At 61.4% G+C, this 13,079-nt stretch carries 10 protein-coding genes, 1 pseudogene and 1 riboswitch; of the genes and pseudogenes, 7 read left to right on the plus strand and 4 right to left on the minus strand.

Annotation, left to right across the window (positions count from 1 at the left end):
- The first annotated feature begins 13 nt into the window (after nucleotides 1-13).
- On the plus strand, nucleotides 14-1,168 hold the full coding sequence (locus AB4O12_RS10010) for an ABC transporter ATP-binding protein (protein ID WP_460061696.1): 1,155 nt from the start codon (nucleotides 14-16) through the stop codon (nucleotides 1,166-1,168).
- A gap of 202 nt (nucleotides 1,169-1,370) precedes the next feature.
- Here AB4O12_RS10010 and map read toward each other — a convergent pair whose 3' ends face one another.
- Both map and AB4O12_RS10020 read right to left on the minus strand, forming a co-directional pair.
- Complete coding sequence (gene map, locus AB4O12_RS10015; RefSeq protein ID WP_460061698.1) at nucleotides 1,371-2,162, minus strand: type I methionyl aminopeptidase; 792 nt, start codon at nucleotides 2,160-2,162, stop codon at nucleotides 1,371-1,373.
- A complete protein-coding gene (locus tag AB4O12_RS10020; protein WP_007918027.1) occupies nucleotides 2,159-2,386 on the minus strand; it encodes a ParD-like family protein in 228 nt (75 codons plus the stop codon). Before AB4O12_RS10020 ends, map begins: the two co-directional genes overlap by 4 nt.
- Before the next feature lie 120 nt (nucleotides 2,387-2,506).
- Nucleotides 2,507-2,700: riboswitch (cobalamin riboswitch) on the plus strand.
- A 138-nt stretch (nucleotides 2,701-2,838) separates the two neighbouring features.
- On the opposite strand from AB4O12_RS10020, the gene AB4O12_RS10025 reads away from it, so the two are divergent.
- The 3 genes and pseudogenes from AB4O12_RS10025 to AB4O12_RS10035 form a co-directional block, all read left to right on the plus strand.
- Nucleotides 2,839-3,852 carry an ABC transporter substrate-binding protein gene (locus AB4O12_RS10025; RefSeq protein WP_460061700.1) on the plus strand — a complete coding sequence of 338 codons (1,014 nt, stop codon included), beginning with the start codon at nucleotides 2,839-2,841 and terminating at the stop codon, nucleotides 3,850-3,852.
- Nucleotides 3,849-4,865: a FecCD family ABC transporter permease gene (locus tag AB4O12_RS10030; RefSeq protein ID WP_460061703.1), complete on the plus strand. Its 1,017-nt coding sequence runs from the start codon at nucleotides 3,849-3,851 to the stop codon at nucleotides 4,863-4,865. Before AB4O12_RS10025 ends, AB4O12_RS10030 begins: the two co-directional genes overlap by 4 nt.
- 92 nt (nucleotides 4,866-4,957) lie before the next feature.
- A pseudogene (locus AB4O12_RS10035) lies at nucleotides 4,958-5,626 on the plus strand (ABC transporter ATP-binding protein); the annotation flags it as partial.
- Between the two features lie 76 nt (nucleotides 5,627-5,702).
- Here AB4O12_RS10035 and metE read toward each other — a convergent pair.
- Both metE and AB4O12_RS10045 read right to left on the minus strand, forming a co-directional pair.
- Nucleotides 5,703-7,991, minus strand: coding sequence for a 5-methyltetrahydropteroyltriglutamate--homocysteine S-methyltransferase (gene metE, locus AB4O12_RS10040; protein ID WP_460061705.1), 2,289 nt, complete (start codon nucleotides 7,989-7,991; stop codon nucleotides 5,703-5,705).
- A gap of 133 nt (nucleotides 7,992-8,124) precedes the next feature.
- Entirely contained in the window at nucleotides 8,125-9,096 is a 972-nt protein-coding gene (locus tag AB4O12_RS10045) for an IS110 family RNA-guided transposase (RefSeq protein ID WP_252867835.1), read from the minus strand.
- A 487-nt stretch (nucleotides 9,097-9,583) separates the two neighbouring features.
- On the opposite strand from AB4O12_RS10045, the gene AB4O12_RS10050 reads away from it, so the two are divergent.
- From AB4O12_RS10050 to AB4O12_RS10060, 3 genes are all read left to right on the plus strand, one after another.
- Entirely contained in the window at nucleotides 9,584-10,960 is a 1,377-nt protein-coding gene (locus AB4O12_RS10050; protein ID WP_056789363.1) for a pyridoxal-phosphate dependent enzyme, read from the plus strand.
- Entirely contained in the window at nucleotides 10,957-12,129 is a 1,173-nt protein-coding gene (locus AB4O12_RS10055; protein ID WP_460061708.1) for a cystathionine gamma-synthase, read from the plus strand. The genes AB4O12_RS10050 and AB4O12_RS10055 overlap by 4 nt, the downstream gene beginning before the upstream one ends.
- Nucleotides 12,130-12,384: 255 nt before the next feature.
- Nucleotides 12,385-13,032, plus strand: a complete 648-nt coding sequence (locus AB4O12_RS10060) for a hypothetical protein (protein ID WP_460061711.1) — start codon at nucleotides 12,385-12,387, stop codon at nucleotides 13,030-13,032.
- Nucleotides 13,033-13,079 lie beyond the last annotated feature (47 nt).

Consider the following 13,079-nt stretch of genomic DNA (forward strand, 5'->3'; position numbering starts at 1 on the left):
CCAGGAGTACGACATGAGTGCCGTGATCAAAGACGCATCCCAGCAGAACGACAAACCCCTGGTCAGCCTGCGCAACCTGAACAAGCACTACGGCGATTTCGCTGCCGTCGACAATATCTCGCTGGACATCAAGGACGGTGAATTCCTCACCTTCCTCGGCTCCAGCGGCTCGGGCAAAAGCACCACGCTGTCGATGCTCGCCGGTTTTGAAACACCGAGCAGCGGCGAGATCCTCGTCAACGGCCAGTCGCTGGTCAACGTGCCGCCGCACAAGCGCGACATCGGCATGGTCTTTCAGCGTTACTCGCTGTTCCCGCATCTGTCGGTACGCGACAACATCGCCTTCCCTCTGACCATTCGCAAACTGGCTGCGGCCGAGCGCGAAAAGCGCGTCGATGCGATGTTGAAGCTGGTGCAACTCGAACAGTTCGCCCATCGCCGCCCTTCGCAACTGTCCGGTGGCCAGCAACAACGGGTTGCCATCGCCCGGGCGCTGGTTTACGAGCCGCGCATTCTGCTGATGGATGAACCGTTGGGCGCGCTGGACAAGAAGCTGCGCGAGGACTTGCAGGATGAACTGCGCCAACTGCACCGACGCCTGGGTATCACCATCGTGTACGTGACCCACGACCAGGAAGAAGCCATGCGTCTGTCGCAACGCATCGCGATTTTCAGCCACGGCAAGATTGTCGGGCTGGGCAGTGGTTATGACCTTTATCAGAATCCGCCGAATGCATTTGTCGCGTCGTTCCTGGGTAATTCGAACTTCCTCAAGCTCAAGGCGCAAGGCAATGCAGCGGCGAGTTTCGAGGGCCAGTCGTTGTCGATTCGGCTGACGTCCGGGTTGCACACTGATCAGGATGTGCTGCTGATGGTGCGTCCGGAAAAGGCCTTGGCGCTGAGCACGCAGCAGGCGCTGGATGAGCCGCTGGCAGCGGGCTGGAATGAGGTGTCGGCGAACGTTGTGGAGGTGCTGTTTCTCGGTGAAAGCCAGACCTGCAGCGTGGTGACTGCGGGCGGGACGTCGATGACGGTGAAAGCGCTATCGGCAGCGGGCATGCCGCTCAAGGCCGGCGATCCGGTACGGGTGCGCTGGGCGACGGCGGATGCTTGTGTTTATACCGAGTGGACCGAGAGCGACTTGAACAAGGCTGCCGGTGCTCACTGATTGCGCTGAGTCAGTTGGATCTACCCCCTCACCCCAGCCCTCTCCCCCACGGGGGGCGAGGGGGAAAGGGAGCCGATCTTAATGCTGTTCAAAATGTAAGTTCGACTCGGTATCGCACGTCGGCGTATCTCGCACAACACCTCGGTCAGTCCCCTCTCCCATTGGGAGAGGGCTAGGGTGAGGGCAAGCAGGCGACACGGTATTAGCCAATGGCCCGGTACCCTTCAATCTCATCCGGCCAAGCCGTCAGCACTTCAAACCCGGTCTCCGTCACCGCGACCATATGCTCCCACTGCGCCGACAAGGAGCCATCCTTGGTCAATACGGTCCAGCCATCCGGCATGTTCTTCACATGGCGTTTGCCGGCATTGAGCATCGGTTCCACGGTGAAAATCATCCCGGCCTTAAGCTTCAGCCCTTGATTGGGAAAGCCGTAATGCAGGATTTGCGGTTCGTCGTGATAGACCTTGCCGATGCCATGGCCGCAGTACTCGCGCACCACGCTGAAGCCCTCCGCCTCCGCCAGGCGCTGGATCGCATGACCGATATCGCCCAGCGTTGCGCCCGGCTTCACTGCACGGATGCCTGCGCACATGGCTTCGTAGGTGGTCTTGATCAGGTGCTGCGCTTCACGAGTCGCCTCGCCCACCACATACATGCGACTGGTATCGCCGAACCAGCCGTCCTTGATCACCGCGATGTCGAGGTTGACGATGTCGCCGTCTTTCAATGGCGTACCCGATGGAATCCCGTGGCACACCACATCGTTGACCGACGCGCAGACGGTTTTCGGGAAGCCGTGATAACCGACATTGGCTGGCACCGCCTTCTGCACATTGACGATGTAATCGTTGCACAGTCGATCCAGCTCATCGGTGGTCACGCCAGCCTTCACATGCGGCACCAGCATTGCCAGCACTTCAGCGGCGAGTTTGCCGGCAGCGCGGGATTTTTCGATGTCGGCCGGGGTGTTGATCTTGATCTGGTTTCTCATGCGCTGACGGCTTCCTGAGTCAGTTGTTGCAGATCCAGCCCACCATTCTGTTCGGCGCGGATCAGCAGGCGGCAAATGGCGCTGTGGTCGAGATTGGGATGCAGCTCGGCGAGCATGCCGATGCGCATCCAGTGCTCGGCCTGCGCGTTGATCGAGCGGCTGAGGGCGTTGCTGGAGATGCGCAGATTCTCGTGCATGTCCTCTGAAATCTTTACGATGCCCATATATGAATCCTATACGATGTGTATATGGATCGTATATTAGCCAGGACATATGACAGATTGCAATGCCAACGGCAAAATCGACGCTGTGGCAGATTCGCCTCCCCCTCCACCGTGCAAATCGACTACCATGCCGCCGCCGGTTTCCACACGGAATTAATAGGGAATCCGAAATGCTTGCACAGCATCAATCGGAACTGCCCCCGCAACTGTAGGTGCCGAGCCTGCTCCTTGACTGCCACTGGGTGAATCCCGGGAAGGCCGGAGCATGGCAATGACGCATCAGTCAGGAGACCTGCCGGCACAGTGACTGACCAACCGGCGGGGTGTCCGGGAAGGACATCGTGCCGTGCGCATTTCCCCGTGCCGGCCTTGCGCAGTTTCCACGACCGCGCCCGAGGTGTGTTTCCAACCGTACCCGCCCGCTCCCGTACGGTTCCCTTGGAGACTGCCCCATGCTGCTGCCCCGCGTTGCCACCCTGCTCACCACTCTGAGTCTTTGCCCCCTGGCGCAAGCGGCGCCGACTGCGTATCCGCTGACCGTCGAAAACTGTGGCAGCAGCCTGACCTTTCAGCACGCGCCTGCGCGCACGGTGACCATCGGCCAGGCCGGCACGGAAATGCTCTATGCCTTGGGTCTGGGCGACAAAGTCGTTGGCACTTCGCTGTGGTTCAACGACGTGCTGGGCACATACAAAGCGCAGAACGACAGGATCGAGCGCCTTGCCGACAACGAGCCGAGTTTCGAAGCGGTGATCGCCAAACGCCCGGAGCTGGTTGCCGTCGAGCTGGAATGGATGGTCGGCCCGCAAGGCGCGGTAGGCACCCGCGAGCAGTTTCATGAACTGAAGATTCCGACCTATCTGCTGCCCTCCGATTGCGAAGCCAAGGACAACCTCGTCGGTTCGGACGGCACGCGGCTGGCGCCGTTTCGCATCGACAGCATCTACAAAAGCGTGAGCCAACTGGCGGCGATTTTCGACGTGCAGGCGCGTGGCGAACAGCTCAATGAGCAGCTCAAAGCCAGCCTCGCGCAATCGATCGCCACCGCGAAAAACCAGCAGCGCAAAGACGTCAGCGCTCTGGTGTGGTTCTCCAGCGCCGAGATGGACATCGAGCCGTTCGTGGCCGGGCACAAAGGCGTTCCCGATTTCATGCTCAGCACCCTCGGCGTGCGCAACGTCGTCGAGTCCGATGAAGAATGGCCAACCGTCGGCTGGGAAACCATCGCCAAGGCCAACCCGACGTTTCTGGTGATCGCGCGCATGGATCGTCGGCGTTTCCCGGCGGACGATTATCAAAAGAAACTCGCCTTCCTGCGCAGTGATCCGGTGACGCGCAACATGGATGCGGTCAAGCACAACCGCATCATCATCCTTGACGCCATGGCCATGCAGGCCAGCCTGCGCACCTTCGACGGCCTCGAACAACTGGCCAGCGCCATCAACGGCTACGACCTGTCGCCATGAGCAGACGCCTGATCCGTTTGCTGCTGGTGCTGTTGACGCTGTCGGTCGCGCTGATCGGCGGCGTGGCCATTGGCGAGACTTCGATCGAGCCGAGCGTGGTGTTGCAGGTGCTGGCCAACAAGCTGTGGGGCGCCGGTTATGTGCTCGACCCGATCGACGAAGGCATTGTCTGGAACTATCGCCTGACCCGCGCGCTGGTCGCGGCGGCCTGCGGCGCCGGTCTGGCGACCTGTGGCGTAATCCTGCAGTCGCTGCTGCGCAATCCGTTGGCCGATCCGTATCTGCTGGGAATTTCTGCTGGCGCCTCGACCGGCGCGGTGATGGTCGCCCTGCTCGGCGTCGGTGCCGGGGCGATTTCATTGTCGGTCGGTGCTTTTGCCGGCGCGGTGACCGCTTTCGTGATGGTGATCCTGTTGGCACGGGTCAGCGGCTCGGCCAGCGGCACCGGGCAGATCATTCTTGCCGGGATTGCCGGCTCGCAGCTGTTCAACGCCCTCACCGCTTTCCTGATCACCCGCTCGGCCAGCTCGGAACAGGCGCGCGGAATCATGTTCTGGCTGTTGGGCAATCTCGGCGGCGTGCGCTGGCCGTCGGTGTGGCTGGCGGTGCCGGTGGCTGTGTTGGGGTTGGTTGTTTGTCTGTGGCATCGCCGGGCGCTGGATGCGTTCACCTTTGGTGCGGACTCGGCGGCGTCTCTCGGCATTCCAGTGCGACGTGTGCAGATTCTGTTGATTGGCTGCGCCGCGCTGGTGACGGCGGTGATGGTGTCGATTGTCGGCTCGATCGGCTTTGTCGGTCTGGTGATTCCCCATGCCGCGCGGTTGTTGCTCGGCACCGGTCATGCCCGTCTGCTGCCTGCCAGTGCGTTGGGCGGCGCAGTGTTTCTGATCGCCGCCGATGTGCTGTCACGCACCCTGATCAAGGGTCAGGTGATCCCGGTCGGCGTGATCACCGCACTGGTCGGCGCACCGGTGTTCGCGCTGATTCTGGTGGGCCGGAGATCGGCGCGATGAACACGGTTTTGAGTTGTGCTGATGTGGGCTTCAAAGTGCGCGGTGCCGAATTGCTCAACGGTGTCAGCCTCGATGTTCAGCGCGGCGAGACCCTGGGCATTGTCGGGCCGAACGGGTCGGGGAAATCCACTCTGCTGAAACTGCTCGCTGGCCTGCGCGAACCGAGCGCAGGTCAGGTGCAGCTCGACGGTCGGACGCTGGGCAAGATGTCGCGGCGCACTATCGCGCAGACGCTCGCGGTGGTTGAGCAACAGGCCGATACCGACGATGGCATTCGCGTGTTCGACGCGGTGGCGCTGGGGCGGACGCCGTGGTTGTCGGCGCTGCAACCGTGGTCGCCGGCCGATGACGCCATCGTCGAGCAAGCGCTGATTGACGTCGACGCCGTGCACCTGCGCAACCGCCTCTGGCGCAGCCTCTCCGGCGGGGAACGCCAGCGCGTGCACATCGCCCGCGCACTGGCGCAGCGCCCACAGATCCTGCTGCTCGACGAGCCGGCCAACCACCTCGACATCCAGCATCAGTTGAGCATTCTGCACGTGGTGCGCGCACTGCCGGTGACTACGCTGATCGCCCTGCACGATCTCAATCAGGCGCTCAAGTGCGATCGCCTGGCGGTGCTGGAGCGCGGGCGTCTGGTGGCACTGGGCGAGCCGCTGCACGTGCTGACGCCGGAGCGGTTACAGACGACTTTCGGGGTCAGGGCGCACTATCTGACAGACCCGTTCGATGGTGCGCCGATATTGCGCTTCCTTGCCTGATGCATGGGTGGCTGACACACCGCTTTCGCGAGCAGGCTCGCTCCCACAGGGTTATGTATTCCGGGGCGGTAAAGGGTCAGGCCCACTCTTTGCGCAGTTGCCGCGCGGCGCTGACCATGTGCACCAGCGCCGCTTCGGTCTCTGGCCAGCCTCGGGTCTTCAACCCGCAATCCGGATTGACCCACAGCCGCTCCACCGGAATACGCTGCGCCGCTTTGCGCAGTAAACCGACCATTTCCGTCACATCGGGAATCCGTGGCGAGTGAATGTCGTACACGCCGGGGCCGATGTCGTTCGGGTAGGCAAACGCTTCAAACGCTTCGAGCAGTTCCATGTCCGAACGCGAGGTTTCGATGGTGATGACATCGGCGTCCATCGCCGCGATCGACTCGATCACATCGTTGAACTCGCTGTAGCACATGTGCGTGTGGATCTGCGTTTCGTCGCGCACGCCGGAGGCGCACAGGCGGAATGCTTCGCTCGCCCAGTGCAGATACGCCGGCCACTGCGCCCGGCGTAACGGCAAGCCTTCACGGAACGCCGCTTCGTCGATCTGGACGATTTTGATTCCCGCCGCTTCCAGATCATTCACCTCGTCACGAATGGCCAGCGCCAGTTGTTGAGCCTGCACCTCGCGGCTGACGTCTTCGCGCGGGAACGACCACATCAGCATGGTCAGCGGGCCGGTCAGCATGCCTTTCATGACCTTGTCGGTTAGGCCTTGGGCGTAGCGGATCCACTCGACCGTCATCGCCTGCGGGCGGCTTAGGTCACCGAAAATCACCGCCGGTTTGACGCAGCGCGAACCGTAGCTCTGCACCCAGCCAAAGCGGGTGAAGGCATAGCCGTCGAGCTGTTCGGCGAAGTATTCGACCATGTCGTTGCGCTCGGCCTCCCCGTGCACCAGCACATCCAGGCCGAGGCGTTCTTGAATTTCCACCGCGTGGCGAATCTCCGTGTGCATCGCATCGGTGTAATCGGCCGCGCTGAGCTTGCCTTGCTTGTAGGCCTGACGCGCCAGACGGATCGCCGCCGTTTGCGGAAACGAACCAATGGTGGTGGTCGGGAATAACGGCAGGTCGAGCTTGCCGCGCTGTTTGGCAATACGCTGGGCAAACGGCGATTGGCGTTGCGCATCCTTGGCAGTGATCGCCGCGACCCGCGCTTGTACCGCCGGTTTGTGAATACGCGGCGAGGCAGCGCGGCTGGTCTGCACCGAACGGCTTTGCGCGAGGGCACGCAGTACCTTCGGCGCTTCCGGTTCGCTGACCGCTTGAGCGAGCACGGCGACCTCTTCGCACTTCTGCACGGCGAACGCCAGCCAGCTTTTCAGTTCGGCATCGAGCTGGTCTTCGCGGCCCAGATCAACCGGGCTGTGCAGCAATGAACAGGACGGTGCTACCCACAAACGATCACCCAGACGCTCATGAGCATGGCGCAGCGTCGCCAGCGCGTTTTGCAGATCGCAGCGCCAGACGTTCCGACCGTTGACCACACCCAACGACAGCACCTTATAAGCCGGCAGACGATCCAGAATGGTCGGGTACTGATCCGGCGCGCGCACCAGATCGATGTGCAGGCCGTCGACCGGCAGGTTCGCCGCCAGACCGAGGTTTTCTTCCAGACCACCGAAGTACGTGGCGAGCAGTTTTTTCAGCGGATCGCGCTGGATCTGGTTGTAGGCGCGCTCGAAGGCATTCTTCCAGTCCTGTGGCAAATCGAGCACCAGAATCGGCTCATCGATCTGCACCCACTCCACGCCCAATGCCGCCAGCCGCGCGAAGATCTGGCCGTACAGCGGTAGCAGGCGATCAAGCAAATCGAGTTTGTCGAAATCGGCGCCTTTGGTTTTACCCAGCCACAGATAGGTCAGCGGACCGATGATCACCGGTTTGACGTTGTGCCCTAGCGCACGGGCCTCTTCGGTTTCTTCAAACAGCTGCTCCCAACCCAGCTGAAATTGTTGATCGACGCTGAATTCCGGTACCAGGTAGTGATAGTTGGTGTCGAACCACTTGGTCATTTCCTGAGCGTGGCCTTCGCCGCAGCAAGTATTGCTGACACCACGGGCCATGCTGAACAGGGTGTGCAGCGTGGCTTTGCCGTCGTGCGGGCGGAAGCGCTCGGGGATCACGCCGAACATCAGCGAGTGGGTCAGCACCTGGTCGTACCAGGCGAAATCGCCAACCGGCAGCAAGTCGATGCCGGCGTTTTTCTGCAAGTCCCAATGGACCTTGCGCAGCTCACGCCCGACGTCACGCAGGCCCGCCTCGTTCAGTTCTCCTTTCCAGAACGCCTCTTGCGCTTTCTTCAGTTCGCGGTCGCGACCGATGCGCGGAAATCCAAGGGAATGGGCCAGTGCCATGACAAACAACTCCAGATGCTTATTCGATGGCGGGTATTGTCGGGAACCGGTCTTGATGAAACAAACTCAATAAATTCTAGATCATCACAAGTTCTACTCATGCACAGGCGCCCCGTAGATACCGTCATGAGCCTCACCGGGCAAGCGCAAGTTTCGGGTCATATGGCAGTCCTGACTTGAGCACTCCGTAAATGAAGTGCAGCAGCTTGCGCATTGCTGCGCAGATGATCTGCTTGGGGGCCTTGCCATTGGCTTCCAGGCGTTCTTTCATCGCCTTGATCGCCTTATTGTGTTTCAGCGCCACCATGCCAGGCATGTAAAGGCCTGCACGCAGCCGTGCTGACCCTACTCTTGAGATCAGGGTGTGACCTTTGAGCTTTCCTGATTCCTGCAGCTTTGGATTGAGCCCTGCGGCAGCGACCAGTTGGCGAGGATCACTGTATTTGCGCAGGTCACCCAGTTCGGCGAGCAATCGTTCAAGCGTTTTTTGTCCGATGCCGTCGATGGTTACGATGAGATCCCGCATCTGACGCATATCCGGGTCGTCATCGATGTGTTTTTTGATCGCCTTATGCGTTTCTACGATCTCTTTTTCGATATGGCGCAGAACGGAGTTGATCGAGTCTTTGACCTTTTCGTCGGAAACGTCCAGACGATTAAGCTCCATTTGTTCCATTTCCTGAAGGTCATCCAGGCGGCGCACCATTGCTTTTAACTGGCGGTATTTCAGCGGCTCAGGCGCCCATGGGTGAAGTTTTTGATCCTTTTCCCGGGCAAAGTCGGCGATCAGTTTGGCATCGCTTTTATCAGTCTTGATGCGGCGCAGTTCGCTGTCAGCGTACGCTTTGGTCGTAGCCGGGTTCACGACGCAGACCCGGAAGCCTTTGTTGTAAACGAATTCCGCGAGTTCCAAGTGGTAGACGCTGGTGGCTTCCATCACGATCAGGGCCGAACGCTCGGCGTTTTTTTCTAGCCACGCCTCAAACTCTTTAAAGCCCTTTGGATCGTTGGCCAGCTTGGCCTTGGTTTTGTGCTTGCCGTTGGGCTGGTGTGTAGCGATATCAAAGGTGTTCTTTGCGATGTCGACGCCAACGAAACCGGACATGATCGTTTCTCCACTTGTTCCCTGTTGCGATCATCACGTCACTCTGTCCAACCTTGCGAATGCGGGCTCTCGCCGCAGGCGGGCCCAAGATACCGTGCGAACTGTACGAGTGAGTGTGGAGGGCTGGAGCACGATCTACGTCACAGGCAAAAAGCCTAAGGAGCTGCGCGGCTTCCAAGTCCCTCCCTCGATGATCAGTCGAGAACTATCGCTCCTGACGGAGCGTTAGTCGAGATACAAGGAGCTGTCGAAGGCTGGGATCTTCTGGCCGTAGGGACGCAGAGCGTCCAAGGCTGCATTCCCACGCGGAGCGTGGGAACGATCAGAACACGTCAGGGCAACATGCAAGTTTTCGTTCTATCGTTAGATCCAAATGGCTGGATTTTCCAAGGATTAGAGGTTGCGAGAGAGGATGTCTGCGCCTAAGTTGCACGCGAGTCTTTTCCCCGCGATTGGAACGCGATCAACACCATAAAGAGGTGAAGAAATGTCAAAGGAATCACGCCCTGCCGTGCTTGGGCTGATAGGCAATACTCCGCTGGTGCAGGTCACCCGCTTCGATACCGGACCGTGCACGCTGTTTCTCAAACTCGAATCGCAGAACCCTGGCGGCTCAATCAAGGACCGTATCGGTCTGGCGATGATCGACGCTGCCGAACGTGACGGTCGCCTGCAACCGGGCGGCACGATTGTCGAGGCCACCGCCGGCAATACCGGTCTGGGTCTGGCGCTGGTCGGCCGCGCCAAAGGCTATCGCGTAGTGCTGGTGGTGCCGGACAAGATGTCCACCGAGAAGGTCCTGCACTTGAAGGCCATGGGCGCCGAAGTGCACATCACCCGCTCCGATGTCGGCAAGGGCCATCCCGAGTATTACCAGGACGTCGCCGCCCGCTTGGCCAAGGACATTCCCGGGGCGTTTTTCGCCGACCAGTTCAACAATCCCGCCAACCCGCTGGCCCATGAATGCAGCACCGCGCCGGAAATCTGGGCGCAGACCGAACATGATCTGGACGCCATCGTCGTCGGCGTCGGATCGGCCGGCACGCTGACCGGGCTGAGCCGTTTTTTCAAGCGCGTGCAGCCGGATCTGGAAATGGTCCTCGCCGATCCGGTCGGCTCGGTGATGGCGCAATACAGCCGCGACGGCACCTTGCCGACGCCCGGTTCGTGGGCCGTCGAGGGCATCGGCGAAGACTTCATTCCGTCGATCACTGACCTGTCCAGCGTGCGTCACGCCTACTCGATCAGCGACGCGGAAAGCTTCGATCACGCCCGCCAGTTGCTCAAGGCCGAGGGCATTCTCGGTGGTTCATCGACCGGCACCCTGTTCGCCGCCGCGCTGCGTTATTGCCGCGAGCAGACCGAGCCGAAACGCGTGGTCAGTTTCGTCTGCGACACCGGCACGCGCTACCTGTCGAAGGTCTACAACGACCAGTGGATGACCGATCAAGGCCTGTTGCAGCGCAAGGGCTACGGCGATCTGCGCGATTTGATCGCACGGCGTTTCGAGGACGGCCGGGTGATCAGCGTCGGCCCGGACGACACCCTGCTCACTGCGTTTCAGCGCATGCGTCTGGCGGATGTTTCGCAACTGCCGGTGCTGGTCGAAGGCAAGCAACTGGTGGGTGTGATCGACGAGTCCGACATCCTCCTCGGCGTCCACGAAGATGCCGCGCGCTTCAGCCAGTCGGTGTCCAGCGTGATGACCGACAAACTGCAAACCCTCGCCCCGGCTGCGAGCCTGGCCGAGCTGGAAGCGGTGCTCAGCCGTGGCCTCGTCGCGATCATCGCTGACGGTTCCAGCTTCCATGGCCTGATTACCCGCACCGACATGCTCAACCAATTACGGAGATCCCTTGCATGAGTCAGCACGACGATAAATCCCAAGGCTTCGCGACCCGGGTGATCCACGCCGGGCAGGAGCCGGACCCGACCACCGGCGCGCTGATGCCGCCGATCTATGCCAACTCGACTTATCTGCAAGACAGCCCCGGCGTGCACAAGGGGTTCGACTACGGCCGCTCGCACAACCCGACGCGTTTCGCCCTGGAGCGCTGCATTGCGGACCTTGAAGGCGGCACCCGAGCGTTCGCCTTCGCCTCAGGGCTGGCGGCGATTTCCACGGTGTTGGAACTGCTCGACGCCGGCTCGCACATCGTTTCCGGCAATGACTTGTACGGCGGCACCTTCCGCCTGTTCGACAAGGTTCGCCAGCGCAGCGCCGGGCACCGTTTCAGCTTCGTCGACCTGACCGATCTGTCGGCGTTCGAAGCCTCGCTGCAGGACGACACGCGCATGGTCATGGTCGAAACCCCGACCAACCCGCTGCTGAGCCTGTCGGATCTGGCCGCGATCGCGCGCATCTGCCGCGCGCGCGGGATCATCTGCGTCGCCGACAACACCTTCGCCAGCCCGTACATCCAGCGCCCGCTGGAGCTGGGCTTCGACATCGTCCTGCACTCGACCACCAAATACCTCAACGGCCACTCCGACGTGATCGGCGGCATTGCCGTGGTCGGGCAGAACGCCGAGCTGGCGGAAAAACTCGGTTTCCTGCAAAACGCCGTCGGCGCGATTTCCGGGCCGTTCGATGCATTCCTCACCCTGCGCGGGGTGAAGACTTTGGCGCTGCGCATGGAACGCCATTGCAGCAACGCCCTGGATCTGGCGCAGTGGCTCGAGCAGCAACCGCAGGTCAAGCGCGTCTACTATCCGGGCCTTGAGTCGCACCCGCAGCACGAACTGGCCAAGCGGCAGATGCGCGGTTTTGGCGGGATGATTTCTGTTGATCTGAACAGCGATCTGGCCGGCGCACGGCGCTTTCTAGAGAACGTGCAGATCTTTGCACTGGCGGAAAGTCTGGGCGGCGTGGAAAGCTTGATCGAACATCCGGCGATCATGACCCACGCGACGATTCCACCGGAGACGCGCGCCAAGCTTGGTATTGGCGATGGCTTGGTGCGGTTGTCGGTCGGAGTTGAAGACGTTGAAGACCTGCGCGCCGACCTGGCTCAGGCGCTGGCAAAAATGTAAACAGCTCCACACAACGAAGCCCGCACGATGCGGGCTTCGTCTTTTTTTGTCCGTCGATCTCCCCGCCGTGGCAGTTCCCGAGGCCGATCCTATACTCAATCGGCTCGATCAAAATTATCTCGACACCCGCACGCCGTTCGGTGTGCCCGTGCCTTTCGCCAACCAGGTAAAACCCAAGCCAATGAGTAACTGCTCCGGGCATACGCAACGGACGACATCTCATCGCATTCTGGCTGCTGGGTCGTGGAGAAAACCATGAAATACAAGTTGTTGTCAGGCGTGCTTCTTGCGGTAGCGGCCAGCGTTGTGGTGCCGAATGTCTTGGCGGCGCAACCGCAGGCGTTGGCTTCGGATGGGGCTGATCATGTTGGCGCCGGCGCGGTGGCTGCCGATGGCGCTGATCGTGTCGGTGCCGGCGCGGTGGCTGCCGATGGCGCTGATCGTGTCGGTGCCGGCGCGGTGGCTGCCGATGGCGCTGATCGTGTCGGCGCAGGTGCAGTCGCTGCCGATGGCGCTGATCGTGTCGGTGCCGGCGCGGTGGCTGCCGATGGCGCTGATCGTGTCGGTGCCGGCGCGGTGGCTGCCGATGGCGCTGATCGTGTCGGCGCAGGTGCAGTCGCTGCCGATGGCGCTGATCGTGTCGGTGCCGGCGCGGTGGCTGCCGATGGCGCCGATCGTGTCGGCGCCGGCGCGCTGGCTGCCGATGGCGCTGATCGTGTCGGCGCAGGCGCGGTGGCTGCCGATGGCGCTGATCGTGTCGGTGCCGGAGCATTGGCAGCGGATGGGGCCGACCGCACCGGCGTCAACCGAGTGGCCTACTCCCGGGTCGGAGTCGGTTCTGATCGCGTGGCATCGGCGCTGATGACCGGCAGCTATTCCGACCAGTTCAACAGCCCACAGTAATCGCCGCGAAATAACGGGCGAGCTCCTGAGCCGCCCGTTTACATCGG

The organism is Pseudomonas sp. S2_A05 (assembly GCF_054668485.1).

Coding starts and splice junctions, on each gene's coding strand:
- AB4O12_RS10020 (WP_007918027.1), bottom strand. CDS start 2,386: ATGGGCATCGTAAAGATTTCAGAGGACATGCACGAGAATCTGCGCATC.
- AB4O12_RS10010 (WP_460061696.1), top strand. CDS start 14: ATGAGTGCCGTGATCAAAGACGCATCCCAGCAGAACGACAAACCCCTG.
- AB4O12_RS10025 (WP_460061700.1), top strand. CDS start 2,839: ATGCTGCTGCCCCGCGTTGCCACCCTGCTCACCACTCTGAGTCTTTGC.
- AB4O12_RS10050 (WP_056789363.1), top strand. CDS start 9,584: ATGTCAAAGGAATCACGCCCTGCCGTGCTTGGGCTGATAGGCAATACT.
- AB4O12_RS10030 (WP_460061703.1), top strand. CDS start 3,849: ATGAGCAGACGCCTGATCCGTTTGCTGCTGGTGCTGTTGACGCTGTCG.
- AB4O12_RS10055 (WP_460061708.1), top strand. CDS start 10,957: ATGAGTCAGCACGACGATAAATCCCAAGGCTTCGCGACCCGGGTGATC.
- map (WP_460061698.1), bottom strand. CDS start 2,162: ATGAGAAACCAGATCAAGATCAACACCCCGGCCGACATCGAAAAATCC.
- AB4O12_RS10060 (WP_460061711.1), top strand. CDS start 12,385: ATGAAATACAAGTTGTTGTCAGGCGTGCTTCTTGCGGTAGCGGCCAGC.
- AB4O12_RS10045 (WP_252867835.1), bottom strand. CDS start 9,096: ATGTCCGGTTTCGTTGGCGTCGACATCGCAAAGAACACCTTTGATATC.
- metE (WP_460061705.1), bottom strand. CDS start 7,991: ATGGCACTGGCCCATTCCCTTGGATTTCCGCGCATCGGTCGCGACCGC.